The sequence below is a fragment of the Proteus sp. STS61-E genome (genome assembly GCF_040932335.1).
GTDB lineage: Bacteria > Pseudomonadota > Gammaproteobacteria > Enterobacterales > Enterobacteriaceae > Proteus > Proteus mirabilis_B.
The window spans coordinates 33695-58279 of record NZ_JBFQGE010000001.1 but is presented as its reverse complement, the minus strand read 5'-3'; the positions used below and the strand labels follow the sequence as shown (position 1 = coordinate 58279).

Here is a 24585-nt window from a genome sequence, read left to right as displayed (position 1 = left end):
GTTATATCTCATCCACAGAATGACCTGCCAACGCTTGTCGAATAGATGAATCCATACGACGCGCTGCAAAATCCTGAGTTTGCTTATCCAGTAGTTTAATCGCGTTTTCAATAGCAACAGGATCTGTTCCTTCAACGCTCTCTATTAAGGTATCTACAACTTTGTCGATAGCCGTTTTCTCATCTTCATTTAACAGATGAGCATCTTCTTCTAATGCTGCGGTTAAACTTTCTAACACACGAGCTGCTTCGACTTTTTGCTCAGCTAAACGACGAGCTTGTAAATCTTCTTGGGCATTTTCCATCGAAGATTGGATCATCTTAGCGATTTCAGTATCACTAAGACCATAAGAAGGCTTGACCTGTACTGAGGCTTCAACACCCGTTGATTTTTCCATCGCACTAACACTAAGTAAGCCATCCGCATCAACTTGGAATGTGACACGAATATGTGCGCCACCCGCAGCCATTGGCGGAATTCCACGCAGTGTAAAACGAGCAAGAGAACGACAATCGCTCACCATTTCACGCTCACCTTGAACGACGTGAACACTCATTGCAGTTTGACCATCTTTGAATGTCGTAAATTCCTGTGCTCTGGCAACAGGAATAGTGGTATTGCGAGGGATAACTTTCTCAACTAATCCGCCCATTGTTTCAAGGCCAAGAGAAAGAGGAATAACATCCAGCAATAGCATTTCGCTATCCGGTTTATTACCCACCAAAATATCAGCTTGGATTGAAGCACCAATGGCAACCACTTTATCTGGATCAATTGAAGTTAAAGGTTCACGTTTAAAATAATCACCAACCATTTGACGAACCAATGGTACACGTGTTGAACCACCAACCATAACCACTTCTAAAACTTCATCTATTTCAACATCTGCGTCTTTTAATGCGCGACGAACAGATAATAGTGTACGCTTCACTAATGATTGAATTAATGATTCAAACTCAGCTCGAGTGATCTCACCTTTCCATCCATTAATGTTGATATCCGTAACATCATTATCACTCAATGCAATTTTAGTTTCTGACGCAACATCCAGTAATTGACGTTGTAATACAGCATCTTTTTGATGTCCAAAACCAGCACGTTCTCTTATCCAATCTGCCAGCATCATATCAAAATCATCGCCACCTAACGCAGTATCACCGCCAGTCGCTAAGACTTCAAAAACACCTTTAGTTAAACGAAGAACAGAGATATCAAAAGTACCACCACCTAAGTCATAAACAACGATGGTGCCTTCTTTTCCTGAATCTAGACCATAGGCAATAGCGGCTGCTGTAGGTTCGTTTAATAAACGTAAAACATGCAAACCAGCACGACGAGCAGCTTCTTTTGTGCCTTGACGTTGAGCATCATCAAAATAAGCGGGTACAGTAACAACAACACCATCAAGTTCGCCACCTAATGATTGTATTGCACGTTCAGCCAATGTTTTTAAGATGTCAGAAGAGACTTGAATAGGATCAACAATACCTGCCGCTGTTTTGATCAGCGGTAAACCATTGTCATTTTCATGAAAATGATAAGGAAGGTTTGGATAACGGCTTGTCACATCACTCAGTGAGCGACCCACCATTCTTTTAATTGAGCTTATCGTGTTAGCAGGATCTTTTTCTGCTTCTTTTTTAGCATTCCAACCAACGTTGATATTATCAACTTGATACTGCACGACAGATGGCAATAAATAGCGACCTTCGTTGTCAGAAAGCGCTTCGGCTTGCCCACTACGTACAGTGGCAACTAATGAGTGTGTCGTACCTAAATCAATACCCGCTGCAAGCCGGCGCTGATGCGGTGCAGGCGTTTGACCAGGTTCACTAATTTGTAATAATGACATAACTATTTCCCTTAAAAACCATCAAACAAGCGTTCTTCAAGTTGTTCTACTTGCTCTTTTAATTTCGCGAGAAAACGCAATTTTCTCACATTATCTGCAGCAACATCCCAAGTTTGATCCTCTAGCGTTTTGACCATTTCATCATGGCGTACTGTGTACATTTTTTCTAAACGCGCAGAAAAATCGGCTAACAAACTTTCGGCTTCAGCACTGTGTTCGATGTTATCCAGCTCTTCACGTAATGTGAGTTGCTCCATTAAAAAAGCAGTATCGTGCATCGTTTGTTGCTCATTAGCAATATCGATACCGTGTAATGAGAGCATGTATTCAGCTCTTGAGAGTGGATTTTTTAAGGTCTGATAAGCCTGATTGATGGTTGAAGCAAGCGAGATTGCTTGAGCCTGTTCTTTTTCAGACTGACCTGCAAAACGATCTGGGTGATATTGACGCTGCATATCTTGATAACGTGTAGCAAGTTGCTGTTTATCAATATCAAAACGATTAGGCATGCCTAATAGTGTGAAATAGTCCATACATCTACTCTTGGATTAATTAACGTTAATACTGTGTTTTAACACAAATTACACAGTGAAGCTTTCACCACAACCACACTCATTCGATACATTTGGGTTGTTAAATTTAAAGCCTTCGTTTAATCCTTCTTTGACGAAATCAAGCTCTGTTCCATCTAAATAGACCATGCTTTTACCATCAACGATAACTTTCACACCTTTGTCTTCAAAAACAGTATCTTCGTCATTGATGACATCAGCAAACTCAAGAACATAAGCCATTCCAGAACAACCGGATGTTCTTACGCCTAAACGTAAACCTTCACCTTTTCCACGGTTAGATAGGAAAGAGCGAACACGATTAGCGGCGGATTCTGTAAGGGAAATTGACATGGCACACCTCACTCATAAAGAACGAAAGCGGATACTGAAAAAAAGTTTCAGCATCCGCCAATATTTTATTTTTTTATTATAAAAGACAATTACTTGCCTTGGCGTTTGCTTTTATAGTCTGCAATCGCTGCTTTTATTGCATCTTCTGCAAGAATTGAACAGTGAATTTTCACTGGTGGTAATTCTAATTCTTCGGCAATTGCTGTGTTCTTAATAGATTCGGCTTCATCTAATGTTTTGCCTTTCATCCATTCTGTTACCAGTGAACTTGATGCAATTGCAGAACCACAACCATAAGTTTTAAAACGCGCATCTTCAATTACGCCATTATCGTCAACTTTGATTTGCAGTTTCATAACGTCACCACAAGCAGGTGCGCCAACCATACCACTCCCTACAGTAGGGTCATTATTATCAAATGATCCCACATTACGAGGGTTTTCATAATGATCAATTACTTTATCGCTATAAGCCATGATTTAACTCCTGAAAACGTCTGATTAATGGTGAGACCATTCGATACTGTTGATATCAACACCTTGTTTATGCATATCCCAAAGTGGAGAAAGATCACGTAAGCGACCAATTGCACTGTGGATTTGTTCAATTGCATAATCTATTTCTTCTTCTGTGGTGAAACGACCCAGAGAGAAGCGAATAGAACTGTGTGCAAGTTCATCAGTTAAACCTAACGCACGCAGTACATAAGAAGGTTCTAAACTTGCTGAAGTACAGGCTGAGCCTGAAGAAACAGCAAGATCTTTCAGTGCCATCATTAATGATTCACCTTCAACATAGTTGAAGCTCACATTAAGAATGTTTGGCGCAGTGTGTTCTAAAGAACCGTTGATATAAACTTCTTCGATATCTTTAATGCCATTCCATAAACGTAAACGTAATTCGTTTAAGCGTTTAGTTTCATCAGCCATTTCTTCTTTCAAAATACGGTAAGCTTCGCCCATACCCACAATTTGGTGAACGGCTAATGTACCTGAACGCATACCACGCTCATGTCCGCCACCATGCATTTGTGCTTCTAAACGAATACGTGGTTTACGACGAACATAAAGTGCACCGATACCCATAGGACCGTAAACTTTATGCGCAGAAAGAGAAAGTAAATCAACTTTTAACTTAGAAAGATCAATCGGTAATTTACCAACGCTTTGTGTTGCGTCTACATGGTAAATAATACCTTTGCTACGGCATAATTCACCGATAGCAGCAATATCTTGTACAACACCAATTTCGTTATTTACATGCATGATAGAAACTAAAATAGTGTCTTCACGCATCGCTTCTTCAAGCTCTTTCAGGTCAATTAGACCATCACTTTTTGGTGCTAAATAAGTGACTTCAAAACCTTCACGCTCAAGTTGACGACAAGTGTCTAAAATGGCTTTATGTTCGGTTTTTGAAGTGATGATGTGCTTACCTTTTTTCTGGTAAAAGTTAGCAACACCTTTTAGTGCGAGGTTATCAGCTTCAGTTGCGCCTGATGTGAATACGATTTCACGAGGATCTGCACCGATTAAATCAGCGATCTGATTACGTGCAATATCAATAGCTTCTTCTGCTTGCCAGCCAAAACGGTGTGAACGAGAGGCTGGGTTACCAAAAATGCCATCAATAGTCAGGCATTGCATCATTTTTTCAGCAACTCGTGGATCAACAGGAGTGGTTGCTGAATAATCTAGATAAATGGGTAATTTCATTGCTCACTAACTCCAAAGACGACGGATCTTCTTTAATAATTTTGTTTTTGCCTACCTAGAGATCGCCGTTAAACTCGCATATTAACAATGGTTTCTTGTAAACGACCATTAATAGCATGGCGTTTTTCATTGTCTTGACGATCGGCGACATCCATAACCTCTTCGTTATTTACTAACTCTTCAAGGCTGATACTGCTTAGGAAACTGGTTATACGATCACTTAAATCACGCCACAAAGTATGAGTCAGGCAACGATCGCCACCTTGACAACCTTCTTTGTTACCCTGACAACGGGTAGCATCGACAGATTCATCAACCGCAGAAATAACTTGAGCAACAAAAATTTGTCCTGCATCACGACCTAATAAATAGCCGCCACCAGGACCACGAACACTTGCGACTAATTCATTTTTGCGCAAACGTGAGAAAAGCTGCTCAAGATAAGAAAGGGAAATCCCTTGACGCTCTGAAATATCAGCGAGGGGGACAGGACCTTGCTGTGAATGCAATGCAACATCAAGCATTGCAGTAACTGCGTAACGCCCTTTTGATGTCAGTCTCATAACAAATACTCCGTGGTGAACAATAATCAAATTGTGTCATTCCCGAGTAATTTAGTCAACTATTTATCCGAGTGTTTTAGTCAAGTATTATACTCAGCCAAAAGTTGACTTAAGTTAATCAACTTTGCCCTCTATTTCTTAGCCCATTTCTCAACTGACGTCAGGATACCACGTAAGATATGAAGCTCTTGTGTTTCTGGGCGCGCACGCGTAAATAGACGGCGTAAACGGCTCATCACTTGTCCCGGATGTTTAGGACGAATAAAACCAGATTCATTAAGCACCTGCTCTAAATGAACGTAAAAACGTTCTATATCATCTGCTGGTGGATAATCAATCTCTGATGGGCTATTTTCCTCTTGTTTTTCTTCTTGGGCAAGTGCTGCCATACGAATTTCATAACTAACAAGCTGAACAGCCATCGCTAAATTTAAAGAACCATATTCTGGATTAGTCGGAACATACAGATGAAAATCACATTTTTGTAATTCTTCATTAGTTAAACCTGTGCGTTCGCGGCCAAAAATAACAGCAACAGGCTTATTTTTAGCTTCCATAACACAACGCTCACCACATTCACGAGGTGCAAGCATTGGCCAAGAAAGTGTACGGCTACGGGCGCTTGTTCCTATGACTAAACCACAGCCTTCAATCGCTTCATCGATACTATTAACAATATGTGCATTGCCAATAACATCACTTGCACCTGCTGATAGGGCAATAGAATGTGAATCTGGTTTTTCTTTTGGATTAACAAAATAAAGATTGGTTAATCCCATGGTTTTCATAGCACGAGCTGTAGAGCCCATATTGCCTGTATGCGAGGTTTCTACAAGGATGATGCGAATATTTTCTAACATTGATTTCTTGTTAATTGCTTTGTGATCCATCTATTTTATCACAATTGTAGCCAGAAACACGAATGCCTGTTATACTCTCGCACGTTTTTTATCCCCGTTCTTTAACATCTTGTGGAAGATAACCATGCATCCGATGCTGAATATTGCCATACGTGCCGCACGTAAGGCTGGTAATTTAATCGCCAAAAATTACGAAAATCCTGAATCTGTAGAAACTAATCAGAAAGGTACCAATGATTTTGTCACTAACGTTGACCGTGACGCAGAACAAGCAATCATTGAAATCATCCGTAAATCTTATCCAAAACACACCATTATTACGGAAGAAAGTGGCGAGTTACTCGGTGAAGATCACGACATACAATGGGTTATTGATCCACTTGATGGCACGACTAACTTCATTAAACGTCTTCCACACTTCTCTGTTTCTATTGCTGTACGCATTAAAGGCCGTACTGAAGTGGCTGTTGTTTACGATCCTATGCGTAACGAATTATTCTCAGCCGTTCGTGGTCAAGGTGCACAGTTAAATGGTTATCGTCTACGTGGCTCTAACGCTCGCGATTTAGACGGTGCAGTTCTTGCGACTGGTTTCCCATTCAAAAGCAAACAACATTCAGCTGCTTACATGAATATGTTAGGTAAACTGTTTGTACCTTGTGCTGATTTTCGTCGCACTGGCTCAGCAGCGTTAGATTTAGCTTATGTTGCAGCTGGCCGTGTCGATGGTTTCTTTGAGATTGGCTTAAAACCTTGGGATTTCTTAGGCGGCGAATTAATCGCTCGTGAAGCAGGAGCTATCGTTTCTGACTTTACTGGTAATCATGGCTACCTACAAACAGGTAATATTGTTGCAGGTAATCCACGTGTTGTCAGAGCATTATTAGCTGAAATTCGTAGTGAATTAACAGACGCATTAAAACGTTAATTTCGTTGATACGAATAAAATATATACAAAGAAAAAGACCATAATATTATGGTCTTTTTTATTACCTACTGATTTATTGTTAACAGTGCATTTACTGATAATTGGCTAATTTCTTGGGCTATTTTATCTAATAACTGCGATGTCATTTCCTGTTTATCAATACGTAATAAAAATGCTTTTCTCGCGATCACAAACCCAAGTATTTGCCCAATAACGGCATGAGCACGAATAGTAGTCGTTAATGTGTCACTCTTTTTATCGATTAATTCGATAAGATAAGATAGTCGTAAATGAAAAGGCTCAATTAAATTACGATAAATCAGCTCATAATTTTCAGTTGGTTCCAGTTGCTCACGTAAAATCAACTGACTGTAATAATGGCGTTCAGGTGCTAATAAAGCGCGCGTTAATCCTGAGACTAATAAAGGGATCAGAGAAGCAAGTAATTCACGATCTAACTTATTTTCTTTTAATAAAAACTGAAGCTTATTATCAAATTGGTCAAAATGAATTTCTGACGCTAATTCTGTCGCAATATATTGAATAACGGCAGTATAAACGCCTAGTTTTCCACCAAAATGATAAGGAATTGCTGATTGATTAACACCAGCATCCTGCGCAAGTTGTCTCGTTCTCAACCCACTAATTCCGTGTAGTGCAAAAAGCTTAATACCTTCTTGTACTAACTTTTCTTGAGTCTGTTCTGTACTTATCGCGGTTTTACTGGTGTTTTTCATTGTTTATTAACTATTTATTATTAGGCTTATAAATCAGCCCGCATTAATTGTGTTGAGTTTGAATTTAACTCAATCCCTTTACTTTTACCAACTACAACCGTACCACCTAAGTTACATAAGTGATGACCAAAGCCACAGTTAGGCTCAAACGCAAACGTCATGCCCTCTTGTAATACAAGCTCTCGACCCGGGTTTGGTAATCGTTCAATTTGTTTATAACGACTCGCCAATGGTAATGATTCGATACCCGGAGCAGTACCAAAACCAATAGGTCCATAAGGATTGATGCTATGGATAAGTGGATGCACATGCCATCCCCCTGATTGTAATAATGGTTTTTCCATTAAATCAACCACTTCACCAAAAGTAACGCCCGCCTTTAAATGCTCAACACCTATTTCATAACATTCACGAGCAACCAAAGCGGCTTTTTCTAAATTCTCATGAATTTTACCCACTGCAACAGCAGCTTGGTGTTGTGTTTCATACATTCCATATAAAGCGAAAATTTCTGATAACACAATATCACCCATTTGAATTTCACGAGGTGCTTGTGAGCGATATTGCCAAGCAGGAGGACCCCAACCGATATATTCAGGGCCTGAACCCATTAGAATTTCAGCCGTAAACCCACCTCTGGATAAGCAAGTTGCAGTAATAGCAGCTGCAAGATCGGCTTCTGTCGCCCCAGGTCTGGTTGTGACGCGCATTGCTTCACTCATTGCTTCACCAATAGCGGCGGCATATCTTACATGTGTCAGTTCTTCTTCACTTTTAACGGATGCACGTTTAAAGAAATCACGATAAACACAGCTAAATTTCGCATAAGGGAATGCATCCTTAATACCGTTTAGAGTATTAAATGGCATTGCACCATCAAAATAGAATGGAGGATAAGGCTCTAAGCCAATAACACCAATATGTGCATTTTGCTGCACACCCATTTCTTTTAGTAATTGAGCAATATTACGCCCTGTTTTTCCTACAACAAGATTATCTTCATCAATCCACTGCAAATCACCACGTAGCTTTGCTTGCATATGATCGGCGATCATCATTGGTGCAAAAGTGACTATCAATGGTTTTTTATCTTCATGAAAAATAACAACCGATCCTAGTCGGTCATTTGTAAAATAGTGATCAATACAAAATGGTGCCGGCGCGGCGGATTCTCTATCACCATAGATAATCAATGTATCTATCTGATTATCTGTCATAATATCTCTAGCTAACTGCCAGCGTCTGTTTCTTTCTTGTAAAGAAAAACTGGCAGGGATCACTGATTTATTGTTCATAATAATACCCTTTTCACATTCATTCATTTGAATGAATTAAATCTAAACCTAATATTTAGAATGGTCAATTATTCGTTTGATCAAAAAATGCGCTTTTAAAGGAGAAAATAAAAAGATCTGCAATATCAAGGGACATTACAGATCTTAATTTTTATAAAATAGAGAAATTAGGTATTTTGAGGTTGTACTCTTGGTCTGATAAACATAGCAGGGATCGTTAATGCTGCCATTAACCAGAAGATCAACGACTCTTGATTAGGAAGTTTTTCATACAACCAACCAGAGACAATAGTCATGATCGCAATACTTCCGCCCATCGCCAAAGCCGAATACACCGCTTGTAGACGAATAATTTCGTGCTCTTGACGTGCACTAATAAAGCGCATTGCCGCTAAATGGCACACCGTAAACGTACCACTATGTAAGATTTGAACAACAATAAGTGCGGGTAATGCGGTAAAACTCCCCATTAACCCCCAACGTAAAAGCCCAGCAAAAGCAGAAAGTAAGAGTAGATTTCTTGCGCTCCAGCGGCGGAATAAACGATGGCTGAGCATAAAAACAACCACCTCTGAAACCACACCTAATGACCAAAGATAGCCGATTGTTGCGGTGTCATACCCTGCTTTTTCCCAATAAAGTGCACTAAAACCATAATAAGCAGCGTGCGCACCTTGCAGTAAAGAGACACACAACAGAAAACGCCAAACTGGTCCATCTGAAATGAGTTTCATAAAAGACACATTGTTGTGTTCTGCTTTTTTCACTTTACCCTGTGGCATAACTTTAGGGCGGAGCATAGATGTCAGGAATAGTGCAAAAGTACTGGCAATCAATCCATAAAGAATAATGGGATGTCCAAAAACATCAATTAAAACACCTAGCAATGATGAGCTAATAATAAAAGCGATTGAGCCCCAAACGCGGATTTTCCCATAGTCAAAAGGAAACTGTTTTTGCCACGTTCCAGCTAGAGAATCCCCTAAAGGCACCATCGGTGAAAAGAAAACGTTAAATCCTGTCATCACAAAGAATAACCATGCCCAATGGCTACCCATCATAAATGCAACAGTAAAAAGTAATGAGAGAAAAGCAAACAATCTCAATGCAGTAATAAGTTTTGACGGATCTTTTACCGCAGGCGTTAAAATTAGGCTACCAACAAAACGTGCGGTTAAACCTACACCTAATAACAGACCTATCATTGCAGGATCGACACCCTCACCTTTTAGCCATATGGACCAAAAGGGTAAAAAGATGCCGTATGAAAAGAAATAGGTAAAATAATCTAAGGCAAGCCACAATGTTGATGGAATAACCATCCAATCCCCCATTTTTAAGATGCAAAAAAACCCGCCAAGAACAAGTTCTCGAAGCGGGCTTGTACAACGGGTTTTATTATATCGTTACAAACTTATGCGTAAACTGGAAATTTAGCGCAGATATCCAAGACTTTTTGTTTCACTTTCTCAATGTTCGCTTCATCATTGATATTATCAAGGACATCACACATCCAACCGGCTAATTCACGAGCTTCCGCTTCTTTAAAACCACGACGTGTAATCGCTGGAGAACCGATACGAACACCAGAAGTTACAAATGGGCTACGTGGATCATTTGGTACGCTGTTTTTGTTAACAGTGATATTTGCACGACCCAGTGCAGCATCTGCATCTTTACCTGTAATATCTTTATCAACTAAATCTAATAAAAACAGGTGGTTTTCAGTTCCGCCAGACACTACTTTATAACCGCGATCTAAGAAAACTTCTACCATTGCTTTCGAGTTTTTAGCAACTTGTTGCTGATAAACTTTAAATTCTGGCTCCATAGCTTCTTTTAATGCAACCGCTTTACCTGCAATAACATGCATTAAAGGGCCACCTTGAGAGCCAGGGAATACAGCAGAGTTCAGTTTTTTATAAAACTCTTCATCGCCACCTTTAGCAAGGATAAGACCACCGCGTGGACCTGCTAAAGTTTTATGGGTTGTTGTTGTAACAACATGTGCATGAGGAACAGGGTTAGGATAAACACCTGCTGCAACCATACCTGCAACGTGAGCCATATCAACAAATAAGAATGCACCAATGCTGTCTGCGATTTCGCGCATTTTAGCCCAATCAACCAGACCAGAATAAGCAGAGAATCCGCCAATGATCATTTTTGGTTGATGTTTTTTAGCTTGAATAGCGATATCTTCGTAATCAATTTTACCTGATTCATCAATACCATAAGGTACGATGTTATACAGTTTACCAGAGAAGTTAACTGGTGAACCATGAGTTAAGTGACCACCTTGTGCTAGGTTCATACCTAAAACAGTATCACCTGGTTTTAACAATGCCATATAGACAGCGGCATTCGCTTGAGAGCCTGAGTGAGGCTGTACGTTAGCGTAATCTGCACCAAATAATGCTTTTGCACGATCAATAGCCAGTTGCTCTACAACATCCACATACTCACAACCACCGTAGTAACGTTTACCCGGATAGCCTTCAGCATATTTATTTGTCAGCTGAGATCCCTGCGCCTGCATAACACGAGGGCTGGTATAGTTTTCAGAAGCAATAAGTTCGATGTGCTCTTCTTGACGAGTCACTTCACCTTCCATTGCATTCCATAATTCTGGATCGTAATCAGCAATATTCATTTCACGTTTTAACATTCACATCTCCTGACTCAGCTAACTTCACTAAAGACAAACTCCCATGCGGGAGAAAGAATGGCATACAGTGTAAACTCTTTTTCTTCATTGAGATAGCCCCTAATGAAAAAATACGCAATCGTTTGCCATCCAACTATAACAGCACATTATTACTTTTTAACAACCCAATTTTATCCTGTACTTATTCCCCTTTTTGAGGCACATCTCGCCTTATTTTGCAAACACCCCGCATCATTCTCTAAGAATTGAGATTTTTTGTTAAAAAATAAAAACAGAGATTTACAAAATAATCAAAAAGAGATAAGTTGCATATAAAATGCAATTTATAAAAATTCACAATAAACTGAAAATCTTTCAGGAGCAATTATGCTAGATGCACAAACTATCGCGACAATTAAATCAACCATTCCCCTCATTGCTAAAACGGGTCCTGCATTAACCGCCCACTTTTATGACCGAATGTTTTCTCGTCATCCAGAATTAAAAGATATTTTCACCATGAGCCATCAAAGCAGTGGTGCACAACGCGAAGCCTTATTTAATGCGATATGCGCTTATGCGACGAACATTGAAAACTTAGCCACCATTTTGCCTGCCGTTGAGAAAATTGCACAAAAACATGTCAGTTTAAATATTCTTCCTGAGCACTATCCCATCGTCGGTGAAAATTTATTAGCAACAATTGATGAGATGTTTAGTCCTGGGCAAGAGGTGTTAGATGCTTGGGGAGCAGCTTATCAAGTATTGGCTGATGTCTTTATCAATCGTGAAGAACAAATTTATCAGCAAAAAGAACAAACAAGCGGCGGTTGGAGAGGATTACGAAACTTTAAAGTTAAACATAAAGTAAAACAAAGTGATGTCATTACCAGTTTTGAATTAGAGCCAGAAGACAGACTTTCTGTTACTCCTTATCAAGCTGGACAATATTTAAGCCTTTATATCCGTGATGAGCGCCTTGAAAATCAAGAAATACGTCAATATTCATTAACTCAATCATCAAATAATAAAACCTATCGCATTGCAGTAAAACGCGAAGATAAAGGTATTTTATCGAATTTTCTTCATGACCATATTCAAGAAGGTGATACTTTACAAGTTGCCGCACCAGGGGGCGATTTCTATTTAGATGTATCTCCAACAACACCAGTAACCTTAATTTCAGCTGGTGTGGGTTTAACGCCAATGTTGTCTATGTTGCACACACTTTCAGCTCATCAAGCTAATATTAATTGGTTACATGCGGCTGAACATGGTGGCGTTCATGCGTTTAAAGATGAAGTTAATCAAGTCAGCAATCAACTTTCACACTATCAACAAGCGATATGGTATCGCACGCCACGCACTGAAGATGTACAAAATAAAGATTATCAATTCGAAGGTTTAATGACATTAAAACAAGTTGAAGATTGGTTAGCTATTCCTGATATGCATTTCTATTTTTGTGGCCCATTACCTTTTATGCAATCTGTTGCTAAACAACTTATGGAACTGGGTATTAATAGTGAAAAGCTTCATTATGAATGTTTTGGTCCTCATGCTGTTATTACACAAGACTTACAATAAAAATACCTTCATTAACGTTCAATTTTAAATTGAATAAAAAAAGCGCTGGTTATATTTATCAGCGCTTTTCTTGGTTATTTCACTACCTTTTTATGGTCGATATTTATTTTCAATCGCAGCGGGAATAACATGATCTTTGGCAGAAAAACCATACCAAATAACACTAATTAAACAGAGCGTATAACCAAATAACTCACTGCCCTCTTCCACCATATTTTTAACGGCGCGGTTATAATCCTCACCCAATAATTTATGCCAAAGTATTCCCATGCCAAATAGACGAGAGAACAATAAAATACATAATAAACCAGCAACTAACATCCCATGGCTTGGGTGAGTAATGAAGTGAATTAAGCCTTTTAACGTTCTTTTACCTTCTCTAATTGCAATAGCAATACAAATAAATGTCACCGTTAGAGCAAACCAAACCCAAGATCCGTGTGCAATCTGATCAAAAACACCATCTAACTCACGAATTAAAATACACAAGAAAAAGCCCATAATAAGCGTGAACGCTCCCCGTTGTTCACTGTTCTGGCATGCTTTAATAAAAAAGAATAAGCAAATAATGGCGACGATGATTTCTTGTCCTAATTCAGTTACTGACGTTTCAGAAATACCATTATCAAGAACTAAAATATCAAGAAAAATAAATCCCGTTGTGATAGCGATTAACACTGCTGCACATAAAAATAAAGCGAGACGCTTTAATAAATAATTAAACACTATTTTGCCCATACCTTAATAATTTTTTAATATGATGATAATAACTTTCCTTAAAAGTTATTGAATAACATTTTGTGCCTTAAAGTTCATAAAAAATAGTAAAATAAATTGTTCAGTATCTTCAATAGACTTGCATAAGATATAAATAGCATTATAGGCAAAACATTAAAAAATGAATTATGCGCAAGAAAAAGAAAAAGCCCGATATTTTGATTAAAAATATCGGGCTTTAATAAAAATAAATAATATAAATATTTGGCTTAAGTTTAATTACTATATAGCTTAACTAAATAGCCTCTTCGTCTTGTTCGCCAGTACGAATACGAATAACACGACTCACATCGAAGACAAAAATCTTACCATCACCAATTTTACCTGTTTGTGCCGTTGTCATAATTGTATCTACACAAGTTTCAACAATTTCATCAGAGACAACAATTTCAATCTTCACTTTAGGTAAAAAATCGACCATGTATTCAGCACCGCGGTAAAGCTCAGTATGCCCTTTTTGGCGACCAAAACCTTTCACTTCTGTTACGGTCATTCCCGTGATACCCACTTCGCCGAGTGCTTCTCTTACATCATCTAATTTAAACGGCTTAATTATCGCTTCAATTTTTTTCATCGTATTATCCTGCTATTACCAGTTGTGGCGACCAAAACCGCTTGTAATTGGGTATCTGCGATCTTTACCAAAATTACGACTTGTAATACGTGGCCCAACAGGGGCTTGACGTCGCTTGTATTCATTAATATCGACTAATTTTATCACTTTACGGACAGTCGCTTCATCAAATCCAGCCGCAACTAAATCAGATACAGATTTATCTTGCTCAACATAGCCTTCAAGAATGGCATCCAAAATATCATAAGGAGGCAGATTATCTTGGTCTGTTTGTCCCGGTGCAAGTTCTGCTGATGGTGGTCTATCAATAACACGCTGAGGAATAGCTGGTGAAAGTGTATTACGATATTTGGAAAGCTCGAATACTAATGTTTTAGGTACATCTTTTAGTACATCAAAACCACCAGCCATATCACCATACAATGTGGAATAACCCACAGCTGATTCACTTTTATTGCTTGTAGTTAATACTAAACGACGGCGTTTATTCGACATTGCCATTAAAATAACAGCGCGACAACGTGCTTGTAGATTTTCCTCAGTAGTATCTGCGGCAGTATCTTTAAACATAGGTGCAAGCTGCGCCATAAAAGCATCAAACATGGGTTCAATAGAAACCGTATCAAACTCAACACCTAATAAATCTGCTTGCTCTTTAGCGTCATGAATACTCATTTCTGAAGTATAACGAAATGGCATCATAACAGCCTGAACACTCTCTTTGCCTAAAGCATCAGCTGCGATAGCAACGGTTAATCCAGAGTCAATACCACCAGATAACCCTAGAATAGCCCCTTTAAAACCGTTCTTAGTGACATAATCACGCGTTGCAAGCACCAACGCTTGATAGACTTGCGCTAAAGGTGAAAGTTCCGGAGCAGGATCTGCCATTGGAATAATGTTTAATTCGTCGAATTCAACAATAGCAGTCTGTTCATCAAATGCAGCTAAACGATGTGTAATAGCACCTCGTTCATCAAATACTTTTGAACACCCATCAAATACCAACTCATCCTGACCACCAATTTGGTTAAGATAGATCACTGGAAGGTGTGTTCTTTGGCAATGTTCTTTAATTAGCTGTGTACGAACATGCGGTTTTTCGCGATTATAAGGTGAAGCATTAATAGATAGAACGAGATCAGCACCCGCTTGTTTTAATGCATCAATCGGTTCATTGATCCAGATATCTTCACAAATTAACAAACCTAGGTGATAACCTTTAAACGGAACCACACAACGCTCATTTCCTTGTTGGAAATAACGCTTCTCATCAAACACACCATAATTAGGTAATTGCTGTTTGAAATAACGCGCTTGTAATTCACCTTTATAGAAAAATGAAAGTGCGTTATAAATTTTGCCGTTTTGCCACCAAGGATGACCAACAACAATCGCTATTTTTTTGCTTGCTTGTTCTAAACGCGTAAGTTGTGTTTCACAACGCTGTTGGAAATCAGGACGAAATAGCAGATCTTCAGGAGAGTAACCGCATAAAGCCAGCTCAGAAAACATGACCAGATCGGCATCTTCTTGTGCTTTAACGGTAGATAACATGCGTTCGCAGTTACCTTCAATATCACCAACAACCCAATTAAGTTGAGCCATGGCGAGTTTTAGTTTACGACTCATAAAAATTAGTCTCTCCGCTATCTTCCGCATAAAAGGAAAGTTAGTTTAAAAATATATTCGTTATCTGAAAAGGTTATTCTTTAAAATCATTCGCATCTAGCTCATGACGAGATAACAATTTATAAAACTCAGTTCGATTGCGCCCAGCCATACGTGCAGCTTGAGTCACATTGCCTTTTGTCATTTGCAAAAGCTTTCTCAAATAGGTCATTTCAAAATGACCTCTTGCTTCTGCAAATGTGGGCAGCGCCGTATTTTCACCTTGTAAGGCCTGTGTTACAAGCGCTTCACTAATCACGGGGGCTGTTGTTAATGCAACACATTGCTCAATAACGTTAACTAATTGACGCACATTACCCGGCCAACTTGCTGTCATTAAGCATTTCATCGCATCGGTTGAAAAGCTTCGGACAAAAGGTTTGTGGCGTTTAGCTGACTCTCTCAATAAGTGATTAGCAAGAATAGGAATATCTTCAGCTCTCTCACTTAATGTCGGAATACGTAAATTAACCACATTTAAACGATAGAACAGATCTTCACGAAATTCATTACGTTCCATCGCTTTAGGTAAATCACGATGCGTTGCAGAAAGGATACGTACATCAATATCAATATCGCGATTACTGCCTAATGGGCGAACTTTTCGCTCTTGTAAAACACGTAATAATTTAACTTGCAATGCCATTGGCATGTCGCCAATTTCATCTAAAAATAGAGTGCCACCTTCGGCTGCCTGAAATAATCCTTCACGACTACTCACTGCTCCTGTAAAAGCACCTTTCGCATGACCAAATAGTTCAGATTCTAAAAGTTGCTCAGGTAAGGCACCACAGTTAATGGCAATAAAAGGTTTTTTCGCTCTAGGGCTTGCGCGATGAATGGCTTGAGCAAGAACTTCTTTACCCGTACCGCTTTGACCATTAATAAGCACACTGACATCAGATTGAGCAACTAGCTTTGCTTGCTCTAATAAACGTAGCATTTGCGGGCTACGTGTCACGATATCTTTTGACCACTCTTCATCTGAAACAATAGTGACAAGTTCCAGCGCTTCATCAATCGCTTTATAAAGTGCATCTCTATCAACGGGTTTAGTTAAGAAGCTAAATACACCTTGCTGTGTTGCAGCTACGGCATCAGGAATAGAGCCATGAGCCGTAAGAATGATCACCGGCATGCCAGGTTGTTGGCGTTGTATCTCAGCAAACAACGCCATCCCATCCATTTCATCCATTCGGAGATCGCTGATAACAAGGTCTATTTTTTCTTTTAAGAGAAGTTTTAGTGCTTCTTGTCCACTTTCAGCGGTGAAGATATGAAAACCCTCACTTGTTAATCGCATACCAAGTAACTTTAATAACCCAGGATCGTCATCGACAAGTAAAAGATTTGCTGATTTATGGCCAGCCATGCACATTCTCCTTATTTAGATCCTGCTTCAGTCGGTTTTGAGTCTTGTGTGTCAGTTTTGACTGGCTCTGGTTTTACCGCCTCAGGTTTCGTAGATTCTGGTTTTGAAGGCTCTGGTTTAACCGCTGTTGCAGAAGGTTGTTTTTCCTCACCCTTTGGCTTCTCTGTTATCGATTGCGTCGAAACGGGTTTTTCAGCTGGTTTTTCAACTGGTTTTTCAACAGTTGTTTTTTCGGTAACAGGTTTCTCTGCATTCACTTTTTCTGTTTCCGTAGATGCTGTTGTTGCACTTTCCGCTAAATCTTCATTTTGGGATAGCGAATCAACAGAACCACTCTGTTTTCTATTCGATAACTGCCGTTCAATTTGGGTAAGGCTTTCAAGCTTTTTCAATGTGACACTTAGTTCATGCTGTAACGCATTATTCTCTTTTCTTAGCGCATCAATTCTATTATCTGTTTCAGTGGTTAAACGACGATAACGATTCTTTTCTTCCGCTAAAGAGAGAATAAGCGTTTGGTTCTCAATCCATGTCGATAATAGAACTCGCATAGAACTCGGAAATTGTAATTTATAGCTTTCTAATAACACTAATTGTGTGCGACGATCGGCAATCGTCATTCCCGCACGCTCTAATAAAATACTTTTATAAAATGCATCATCCCATCCAGTAACAACAACACTGTTTGCTTGGCGTTGTGCTTCTGTCGTCATTATGCGGTTTGTACATTCAATGGCACGTAACCAATAAAGCGCGTTATTGATGCCTTCATCATAAAATGAGCTCAATGTTTTACATTCAGCCCAGCGATAATCAATCGTTTTTTGTTTAACAACGGGGATTTCTGGCTCTGGCTCTTGTGCCTCAGTTAGCGACTTTGGTGTACACCCTGAAAGAACCAGTGGGAACATAATAAACAAGAAACACTGTTTCCAATTTAATGCGATTTTTCTAGTCGATGCAGGGGCCATAGATAACAATTCAATACCAAGCATCTTCTTATTTATTTTTTTATACTCATGGTGAGGAGATGCTTGTTTTTGTGACCTGATTTGCATTATTTAATCTCAGAAAGTAGCGGTAATTCAATACGAAAACAGACATCGGCATAGTCAGAAGGAACAACACTTAATTCACCTTCCATTCTCTTGATACAGTCATGAGCAATACTTAAACCTAAACCACTCCCTTTTACAGCCCCTTTGCGTAGCAAAGATCCTTGGAAAAAGGGTTCAAAAATCATTTTTTGTTCAGATTCAGGGATAGGTGTTCCTTTATTGGCTATATCAATAACTATTTTCTGTTCAACTTGATAACTAGAGATCCAGATATTACCTGATTCAGCACCATAGTGCACCGCATTCGAGTAGAGATTGTCGATAACTCGTGATAATAATGTTGCCTCTGCTCGACAAGTGGTTAGATTAAGTGAAATTATCGTTTTAATATCTTTAGCTCTCGCAGGTAAACTGTGGGCTAATACCACATCATTCACTAATTGAGTCAAGTTAATTTCTTCGATTTGTTGAGGAACTTCAGAAAGTTTACGATTGTAATCAAGTAGTTGTTCAATTAATAACTGTAACTGCTTGCTGCTATTATCGAGAATTGAAACGACTTCTTTTTGATCTAGAGTTAAAGGACCCGCAACTTCATCAGCTAATAATTCCGTACCTTCTCGCATACTGGCTAACGGTGTTTTCAACTCATGAGAAATATGACGCAAAAATTCATGTCGTTGTGATTCAAGCCATGCTAAACGCTCACTTAACCAAATAATACGTTGTGCTAATGAACGTAACTCTCTTGGCCCTTGAAAAGTATCTAGATTATTACTGAGTGTTCGACCTTCGCCTAATCGATTGATCATCTTTTCGATCCCTTTAACTGGGCCGATAATCATTCGAGTAAATAGCGCAATGAGGATCAAGCTGAAAACAAAAACGATAAGACTTTGCCAGCCGAAATAGCGCCCTTTCTCAGCGATTGCCATCTGAAGTTGTTCGCCACGGCTAAAAATAATCTCTTTAGTTAATACAACAATACGGTTATTGGCATAAGAGAACTGTTCTAGGGCTTGTTGCATCTCTTTTGTGGGTTCGCTGCTTTCGCATTGAATGGATTTTAGTTTTTCAAGAGAGGTATTAAGCACATTCGCTTCTTTAGAGGCAGAAAGAGGAATAATGGTTTGTTGTAATGTCGAGAAGAGTTTGGTGTATTGCTGGTAGCGTTGCTGATACATATCATCATCGGTTTTATCCCGTAAAACACAATACCGACGATAGTTTCCTTCCATTTCAATCGCTAGATTTCGCATCACTTCACTGCGTTCAGTATCTGCAAGTGCATTTTTATTAGTAATAGCCGCCTGATTACTTAGTTGATCAAGACTTTGATAGGCCTGATAAGCAAGTACAAGTAAAGGTAATAGCACCATCCAAAATGCCATTATCACGAGCTGTCTTAAAGAACGAGGAAAAATACGCCATTTTTTCAATGAAATCATCTCAACACCTATTAGAGTAATGCGATGCTACATGACTTGATAACAAGAAAAAAGTCCGACATGGGGAAAATCAGGCATAGAGAACAAACACAAACGAGGAAATTTGACAGGCTCTAGAAGTGGGAGAGCGGAATATCTTATTGAGATATTCCGCTCGTCAATATTTCATCTCTTTTTTCTCTAAAAGAGAATGAAGGTGGTGCCTCACTCCACGTGTCGCCCTGTGTTTGATAAGGTCCGAAGACGAGTATCATGATGTTGGACGGTAGGCACCTTACTCTGGCGTCATTCCTGGCTTATGTGGTATGTTCCCACCCATATTGTGGACCGACATAAAAAGTTGAATGAGCAACTGATTTATATAATGCACAAGCCGTGCCAACTTTTAAAAAATAAATATAACCAATTGAAAAACAACTAAAAATAAAAACACACCTCTAATATTTCATTTATAACTCTTTTTTATCTAGTTATAAAACAACCAAGCTGTCTCCATATCCAGACAGAGTTACTCTAAATTTAATAATTACTTATATTTCAATAAATTAAATGTCGCCAAAAAGAGACATTAAAAACAGTGAGTGTCGTCGTTTTTACACAACAAAAAATAATCCTTTTATTATCAATAAAATAAAGCCTCTAGCAATGTAGAGGCTTTATGTATTTATCACTAAGATAGTTTTACATTTGATTAATCAAATTGTTTTCTTGCATTGCGGAATAAACGCATCCAAGGGCTGTCTTCACCCCAGTTATCTGGATGCCAAGAATTACTAACAGTTCTAAACACGCGTTCTGGATGAGGCATCATAATGGTTGAACGACCATCTTTTGTAGTGACGGCTGTGATCCCTTTTACAGAGCCATTAGGATTTAATGGATATTGTTCTGTTGGATTACCGTGGTGATCCACAAAACGTAATCCCACTAAATTTTGAGCTTCTAATTGTGCTAATTGCTCAGTATTACGGAATTCAGCAAAACCTTCACCATGAGAAACAGCGATAGGCATTTGTGAACCCACCATACCTTGTAACAACAATGATGGGCTCTCTGTCACTTTCACTAAACTAAAGCGCGCTTCAAAACGTTCAGAGCGGTTGCGCACAAAACGAGGCCATAAATCTGCACCTGGAATAAGCTCTGATAATGTTGACATCATTTGGCAACCATTACAGACACCAAGAGATAAAGTATCTTGGCGCTCAAAGAATTGAGCAAACTCATCACGTAAACGAGAATTAAATAAAATAGACTTCGCCCAGCCTTCGCCGGCACCTAATACGTCACCGTAAGAAAATCCGCCACACGCCACCAGCACATCAAAATCACTTAGTGAACGTCGTGCAGAATGCAAATCACTCATATGAACGTCGATAGCATCAAAACCAGCTCTATCAAAAGCCGCCGCCATTTCAACATGAGAGTTAACACCTTGCTCTCTTAATACTGCAATTCGAGGGCGACTTCCTGTTGCAATATAAGGGGCTGCAATATCTTCATTGGGATCAAAGGTTAAATGCACATTTAAACCCGGATCGTTGAGATCTTGTTTTGCCTGATGCTCTTCATCTGCACACTCTGGATTATCACGTAAGCGTTGCATTTGCCATGTTGTTTCTGCCCACCAAAGACGCAATGTGCTACGCTTTTCATTGTAAACTTCGGTTTCACGGCTTTGGATAATAATGGCATCATTTTCTGTTGCTTGACCTAAATAGTGTAAACAATCCGATAAGCCATATTCAGCAAATAATGCTTCTACAACCTCTTGATGTTCAGCACTAATTTGGATCACACCGCCTAGCTCTTCATTAAAAAGTCCCGCTAGAATATCTTCATCATAAGCACTGATATCGACATGTAAGCCACAATGGCCTGTAAATGCCATTTCAGCGAGTGTGACAAATAATCCACCATCAGAACGATCGTGATAAGCCAATAATTTGCCATCATTGACTAATTGTTGCATCACATTGAAGAACTGCTTCAATTGCTCAACATCACGAAGATCTGCCGCTTTTTGGCCTAATTGACGATAAACTTGTGCTAGTGCCGTTGCACCTAATGCGTTATGACCATTGCCCAAATCAATCAAATACAAGCGATTTCCTGCTTGTGTTGATAATTCAGGTGTCACTGTTTTACGCACATCTTCAACACGAGAGAATGCCGTAATAACTAAAGACAACGGAGAAGTAACCTCTTTGGTTTTCCCATCTTTATCTTGCCAGCGCGTCTTCATTGACATCGAATCTTTACCCACAGGAATAGTAATGCCTAATTCTGGGCATAACTCTTCACCAATGGCTTTCACTGCGTCATATAAACCCGCATCTTCACCAGGATGACCTGCTGCTGACATCCAGTTAGCGGAAAGCTTAATACGATTAAGTGCTTCTACATCACAACCTGCCATATTTGTTAAGGCTTCGCCGACAGCCATACGTGCAGATGCTGCAAAATCTAACAATGCGATAGGTGCTCGTTCACCAATAGACATCGCTTCGCCATAATAGCTATCTAATGTTGCTGTGGTAACAGCACAGTTAGCAACAGGAATTTGCCAAGGGCCAACCATCTGATCACGCGCAACCATACCCGTTACAGTACGGTCACCAATAGTAATTAAGAAGGTTTTTTCAGCAACGGCAGGTAAATGAAGAACACGATAAACGGCATCTTTTAAATCAATATCTTTACGAGAGAGATACTCACCTTCTGTTTTCAGCGATTTTACATCACGCAACATTTTAGGTGCTTTACCTAATAATATGTCTAATGGCATATCAATCGGTTTATTATCAAAGTGTGTATCGTTTAATACTAATTCACGCTCTTGCGTTGCTTCACCAATCACGGCATAAGGCGCTCTTTCACGCTGACATAACGCATCAAATAGAGGCATTTTTTCTGGCGATACCGCTAGCACATAACGTTCTTGAGACTCATTACACCAGATCTCAAGTGGGCTCATACCCGGTTCATCATTAAGAACATCACGTAGTTCAAAACGACCACCACGACCGCCATCATTGACTAATTCAGGCATTGCATTAGAAAGACCACCAGCACCAACGTCATGAATAAATAAGATCGGGTTATCGTCACCTAATTGCCAACAGCGGTCGATAACTTCTTGGCAACGGCGTTCCATTTCTGGGTTATCACGCTGAACAGAGGCAAAATCTAAATCCGCATCTGATTGACCGGATGTCATAGAAGAAGCAGCACCACCACCAAGACCGATATTCATTGAAGGTCCGCCAAGTACAATCAACTTAGCACCAACTGTGATTTCACCTTTTTGTACGTGATCTTCACGAATATTACCAATACCACCTGCTAGCATAATGGGTTTATGGTAACCGCGAATTTCAACACCATTGTGGCTATTAACTTGTTCTTCATAGGTTCTGAAATAGCCTAGTAATGCAGGGCGACCGAACTCATTATTAAATGCTGCACCACCTAATGGACCTTCAGTCATGATGTCTAATGCATTAACAATGCGCTCTGGCTTACCAAAATCTTCTTCCCAAGGCTGCTCAAATCCGGGAATACGTAGGTTAGAAACTGAAAATCCAACTAGACCTGCTTTAGGTTTTGCACCACGTCCAGTTGCACCTTCATCTCGAATTTCACCACCAGAACCTGTTGCTGCTCCCGGCCAAGGTGAAATAGCCGTTGGATGGTTGTGTGTTTCTACTTTCATCAAGATATGTACAGGCTCTTGATGATAGTGATAATGTCCCTTTTCTGTATCAGGATAAAAACGCCCCGCCACAGAGCCTTCCATTACTGCTGCATTATCTTTATAAGCTGACATGACATAATCAGGTGTTTGCTCAAACGTATTTTTAATCATTTTAAATAATGATTTATCTTGAGCCTTACCATCAATAATCCAATCAGCATTAAATATTTTGTGGCGACAGTGTTCAGAGTTAGCTTGTGCAAACATGTAAAGCTCAACATCTGTTGGATTACGTTGTAAGCGGCTAAACGCATCGACTAAGTAATCAACTTCATCGTCTGCAAGTGCTAACCCCATTTCGATATTCGCTTTTACTAATGCATCTTTGCCTTTTGTAAGCACATCAATAGTTTTTAGTGGTGTTGGCGTTTGCTCAGCAAAAAGTGCATTTACATCTTGATAATTTAAGAAGATGGTTTCCATCATTCGATCATGAATAAAACCATAAAGTTGTTGCCACTGAGTGTCTGTCATCGTACCGCACTCAATAAAGTAAGCGATACCACGTTCAATTCTAACAACCTTGGCTAAACCACAGTTATGAGCAATATCTGTCGCTTTAGAAGACCAAGATGAAATTGTTCCCGGACGAGGCGTAACAACTCGCATTTCCCCAACAGGCTCATGTTCTGTTAATGAAGGCCCATAATGCAGCAGTTGACGTAATTTAATTTGATCATCTTCAGATAACTGCCCTTCCACTTTCGCGAAATGGACAAATTCTGCGTATATACCTTGTACAGGAAGATCACTTTCCTGACATAGAGTGAGTAATTTATTAATACGAAACGCGGATAAAGCGGGGGAGCCACGCAGGATTTCCATAGTATTGAGTTCTC

Annotated in this window: 20 protein-coding genes; 2 read left to right on the top strand and 18 right to left on the bottom strand. The window is 39.4% G+C overall.

The window, feature by feature from the left end:
* Position 1 precedes the first annotated feature (1 nt).
* The 7 genes from hscA to trmJ form a co-directional block, all read right to left on the bottom strand.
* Positions 2 to 1852, bottom strand: a complete 1851-nt coding sequence (gene hscA, locus AB4J89_RS00295) for a Fe-S protein assembly chaperone HscA (protein WP_088495054.1) — start codon at positions 1850 to 1852, stop codon at positions 2 to 4.
* A gap of 11 nt (positions 1853 to 1863) precedes the next feature.
* Positions 1864 to 2385, bottom strand: a complete 522-nt coding sequence (gene hscB, locus AB4J89_RS00290; protein WP_088495053.1) for a co-chaperone HscB — start codon at positions 2383 to 2385, stop codon at positions 1864 to 1866.
* Between the two features lie 48 nt (positions 2386 to 2433).
* Positions 2434 to 2757, bottom strand: coding sequence for an iron-sulfur cluster assembly protein IscA (iscA, locus tag AB4J89_RS00285; RefSeq protein WP_006533446.1), 324 nt, complete (start codon positions 2755 to 2757; stop codon positions 2434 to 2436).
* Positions 2758 to 2846: 89 nt separating this feature from the next.
* Positions 2847 to 3233, bottom strand: a complete 387-nt coding sequence (gene iscU / locus AB4J89_RS00280) for a Fe-S cluster assembly scaffold IscU (RefSeq protein ID WP_023581622.1) — start codon at positions 3231 to 3233, stop codon at positions 2847 to 2849.
* A gap of 24 nt (positions 3234 to 3257) precedes the next feature.
* The gene (locus AB4J89_RS00275; protein ID WP_072063243.1) at positions 3258 to 4472 is read right to left on the bottom strand and encodes an IscS subfamily cysteine desulfurase; all 1215 of its coding nucleotides are present in this window, start codon (positions 4470 to 4472) and stop codon (positions 3258 to 3260) included.
* Positions 4473 to 4540: 68 nt separating this feature from the next.
* Positions 4541 to 5035, bottom strand: a complete 495-nt coding sequence (gene iscR, locus AB4J89_RS00270) for a Fe-S cluster assembly transcriptional regulator IscR (protein ID WP_006533450.1) — start codon at positions 5033 to 5035, stop codon at positions 4541 to 4543.
* Between the two features lie 131 nt (positions 5036 to 5166).
* Positions 5167 to 5895, bottom strand: coding sequence for a tRNA (cytosine(32)/uridine(32)-2'-O)-methyltransferase TrmJ (trmJ, locus tag AB4J89_RS00265; protein ID WP_088495051.1), 729 nt, complete (start codon positions 5893 to 5895; stop codon positions 5167 to 5169).
* Between the two features lie 124 nt (positions 5896 to 6019).
* Here trmJ and suhB point away from each other — a divergent pair, with 124 nt between their 5' ends.
* The gene (gene suhB, locus AB4J89_RS00260) at positions 6020 to 6823 is read left to right on the top strand and encodes an inositol-1-monophosphatase (protein ID WP_023581619.1); all 804 of its coding nucleotides are present in this window, start codon (positions 6020 to 6022) and stop codon (positions 6821 to 6823) included.
* A 65-nt stretch (positions 6824 to 6888) separates the two neighbouring features.
* Here the strand turns inward: suhB and AB4J89_RS00255 are convergent, their stop codons facing one another.
* The 4 genes from AB4J89_RS00255 to glyA all read right to left on the bottom strand — a co-directional run bounded on the left by AB4J89_RS00255 (position 6889) and on the right by glyA (position 11523).
* A complete protein-coding gene (locus tag AB4J89_RS00255; protein WP_368467712.1) occupies positions 6889 to 7560 on the bottom strand; it encodes a CerR family C-terminal domain-containing protein in 672 nt (223 codons plus the stop codon).
* A gap of 26 nt (positions 7561 to 7586) precedes the next feature.
* The gene (locus AB4J89_RS00250; protein ID WP_311755056.1) at positions 7587 to 8855 is read right to left on the bottom strand and encodes a M24 family metallopeptidase; all 1269 of its coding nucleotides are present in this window, start codon (positions 8853 to 8855) and stop codon (positions 7587 to 7589) included.
* Positions 8856 to 9022: 167 nt separating this feature from the next.
* Positions 9023 to 10177 (bottom strand): 3-phenylpropionate MFS transporter, encoded by a 1155-nt coding sequence (locus AB4J89_RS00245; RefSeq protein ID WP_368467710.1) that lies wholly within the window; start codon positions 10175 to 10177, stop codon positions 9023 to 9025.
* A gap of 92 nt (positions 10178 to 10269) precedes the next feature.
* Positions 10270 to 11523, bottom strand: a complete 1254-nt coding sequence (glyA, locus tag AB4J89_RS00240) for a serine hydroxymethyltransferase (protein ID WP_088495048.1) — start codon at positions 11521 to 11523, stop codon at positions 10270 to 10272.
* 366 nt (positions 11524 to 11889) lie between these two features.
* On the opposite strand from glyA, the gene hmpA reads away from it, so the two are divergent.
* Positions 11890 to 13089 carry an NO-inducible flavohemoprotein gene (gene hmpA / locus AB4J89_RS00235; RefSeq protein WP_368467707.1) on the top strand — a complete coding sequence of 400 codons (1200 nt, stop codon included), beginning with the start codon at positions 11890 to 11892 and terminating at the stop codon, positions 13087 to 13089.
* A 90-nt stretch (positions 13090 to 13179) separates the two neighbouring features.
* On the opposite strand, the gene AB4J89_RS00230 is transcribed toward hmpA, so the two are convergent.
* The 7 genes from AB4J89_RS00230 to purL all read right to left on the bottom strand — a co-directional run bounded on the left by AB4J89_RS00230 (position 13180) and on the right by purL (position 24571).
* The gene (locus tag AB4J89_RS00230; RefSeq protein ID WP_194950873.1) at positions 13180 to 13827 is read right to left on the bottom strand and encodes a hypothetical protein; all 648 of its coding nucleotides are present in this window, start codon (positions 13825 to 13827) and stop codon (positions 13180 to 13182) included.
* 274 nt (positions 13828 to 14101) lie between these two features.
* Positions 14102 to 14440 carry a nitrogen regulatory protein P-II gene (gene glnB / locus AB4J89_RS00225; protein ID WP_023581614.1) on the bottom strand — a complete coding sequence of 113 codons (339 nt, stop codon included), beginning with the start codon at positions 14438 to 14440 and terminating at the stop codon, positions 14102 to 14104.
* A gap of 15 nt (positions 14441 to 14455) precedes the next feature.
* Positions 14456 to 16072: an NAD+ synthase gene (locus AB4J89_RS00220; protein WP_088495045.1), complete on the bottom strand. Its 1617-nt coding sequence runs from the start codon at positions 16070 to 16072 to the stop codon at positions 14456 to 14458.
* Between the two features lie 73 nt (positions 16073 to 16145).
* Positions 16146 to 17483: a two-component system response regulator GlrR gene (gene glrR, locus AB4J89_RS00215; RefSeq protein ID WP_023581612.1), complete on the bottom strand. Its 1338-nt coding sequence runs from the start codon at positions 17481 to 17483 to the stop codon at positions 16146 to 16148.
* An 11-nt stretch (positions 17484 to 17494) separates the two neighbouring features.
* Positions 17495 to 18541, bottom strand: a complete 1047-nt coding sequence (qseG, locus tag AB4J89_RS00210) for a two-component system QseEF-associated lipoprotein QseG (RefSeq protein WP_368467704.1) — start codon at positions 18539 to 18541, stop codon at positions 17495 to 17497.
* Positions 18541 to 19989 (bottom strand): HAMP domain-containing sensor histidine kinase, encoded by a 1449-nt coding sequence (locus tag AB4J89_RS00205; protein ID WP_075670452.1) that lies wholly within the window; start codon positions 19987 to 19989, stop codon positions 18541 to 18543. Before AB4J89_RS00205 ends, qseG begins: the two co-directional genes overlap by 1 nt.
* A 691-nt stretch (positions 19990 to 20680) precedes the next feature.
* A complete protein-coding gene (purL, locus tag AB4J89_RS00200; protein WP_368467702.1) occupies positions 20681 to 24571 on the bottom strand; it encodes a phosphoribosylformylglycinamidine synthase in 3891 nt (1296 codons plus the stop codon).
* Positions 24572 to 24585: the final 14 nt, after the last annotated feature.

Excerpts from the sequence above, each read along its gene's own strand:
- hscA (WP_088495054.1), bottom strand. The coding sequence starts at position 1,852 with ATGTCATTATTACAAATTAGTGAACCTGGTCAAACGCCTGCACCGCAT.
- hscB (WP_088495053.1), bottom strand. The coding sequence starts at position 2,385 with ATGGACTATTTCACACTATTAGGCATGCCTAATCGTTTTGATATTGAT.
- iscA (WP_006533446.1), bottom strand. The coding sequence starts at position 2,757 with ATGTCAATTTCCCTTACAGAATCCGCCGCTAATCGTGTTCGCTCTTTC.
- iscU (WP_023581622.1), bottom strand. The coding sequence starts at position 3,233 with ATGGCTTATAGCGATAAAGTAATTGATCATTATGAAAACCCTCGTAAT.
- AB4J89_RS00275 (WP_072063243.1), bottom strand. The coding sequence starts at position 4,472 with ATGAAATTACCCATTTATCTAGATTATTCAGCAACCACTCCTGTTGAT.
- iscR (WP_006533450.1), bottom strand. The coding sequence starts at position 5,035 with ATGAGACTGACATCAAAAGGGCGTTACGCAGTTACTGCAATGCTTGAT.
- trmJ (WP_088495051.1), bottom strand. The coding sequence starts at position 5,895 with ATGTTAGAAAATATTCGCATCATCCTTGTAGAAACCTCGCATACAGGC.
- suhB (WP_023581619.1), top strand. The coding sequence starts at position 6,020 with ATGCATCCGATGCTGAATATTGCCATACGTGCCGCACGTAAGGCTGGT.
- AB4J89_RS00255 (WP_368467712.1), bottom strand. The coding sequence starts at position 7,560 with ATGAAAAACACCAGTAAAACCGCGATAAGTACAGAACAGACTCAAGAA.
- AB4J89_RS00250 (WP_311755056.1), bottom strand. The coding sequence starts at position 8,855 with ATGAACAATAAATCAGTGATCCCTGCCAGTTTTTCTTTACAAGAAAGA.
- AB4J89_RS00245 (WP_368467710.1), bottom strand. The coding sequence starts at position 10,177 with ATGGTTATTCCATCAACATTGTGGCTTGCCTTAGATTATTTTACCTAT.
- glyA (WP_088495048.1), bottom strand. The coding sequence starts at position 11,523 with ATGTTAAAACGTGAAATGAATATTGCTGATTACGATCCAGAATTATGG.
- hmpA (WP_368467707.1), top strand. The coding sequence starts at position 11,890 with ATGCTAGATGCACAAACTATCGCGACAATTAAATCAACCATTCCCCTC.
- AB4J89_RS00230 (WP_194950873.1), bottom strand. The coding sequence starts at position 13,827 with ATGGGCAAAATAGTGTTTAATTATTTATTAAAGCGTCTCGCTTTATTT.
- glnB (WP_023581614.1), bottom strand. The coding sequence starts at position 14,440 with ATGAAAAAAATTGAAGCGATAATTAAGCCGTTTAAATTAGATGATGTA.
- AB4J89_RS00220 (WP_088495045.1), bottom strand. The coding sequence starts at position 16,072 with ATGAGTCGTAAACTAAAACTCGCCATGGCTCAACTTAATTGGGTTGTT.
- glrR (WP_023581612.1), bottom strand. The coding sequence starts at position 17,483 with ATGGCTGGCCATAAATCAGCAAATCTTTTACTTGTCGATGACGATCCT.
- qseG (WP_368467704.1), bottom strand. The coding sequence starts at position 18,541 with ATGCAAATCAGGTCACAAAAACAAGCATCTCCTCACCATGAGTATAAA.
- AB4J89_RS00205 (WP_075670452.1), bottom strand. The coding sequence starts at position 19,989 with ATGATTTCATTGAAAAAATGGCGTATTTTTCCTCGTTCTTTAAGACAG.
- purL (WP_368467702.1), bottom strand. The coding sequence starts at position 24,571 with ATGGAAATCCTGCGTGGCTCCCCCGCTTTATCCGCGTTTCGTATTAAT.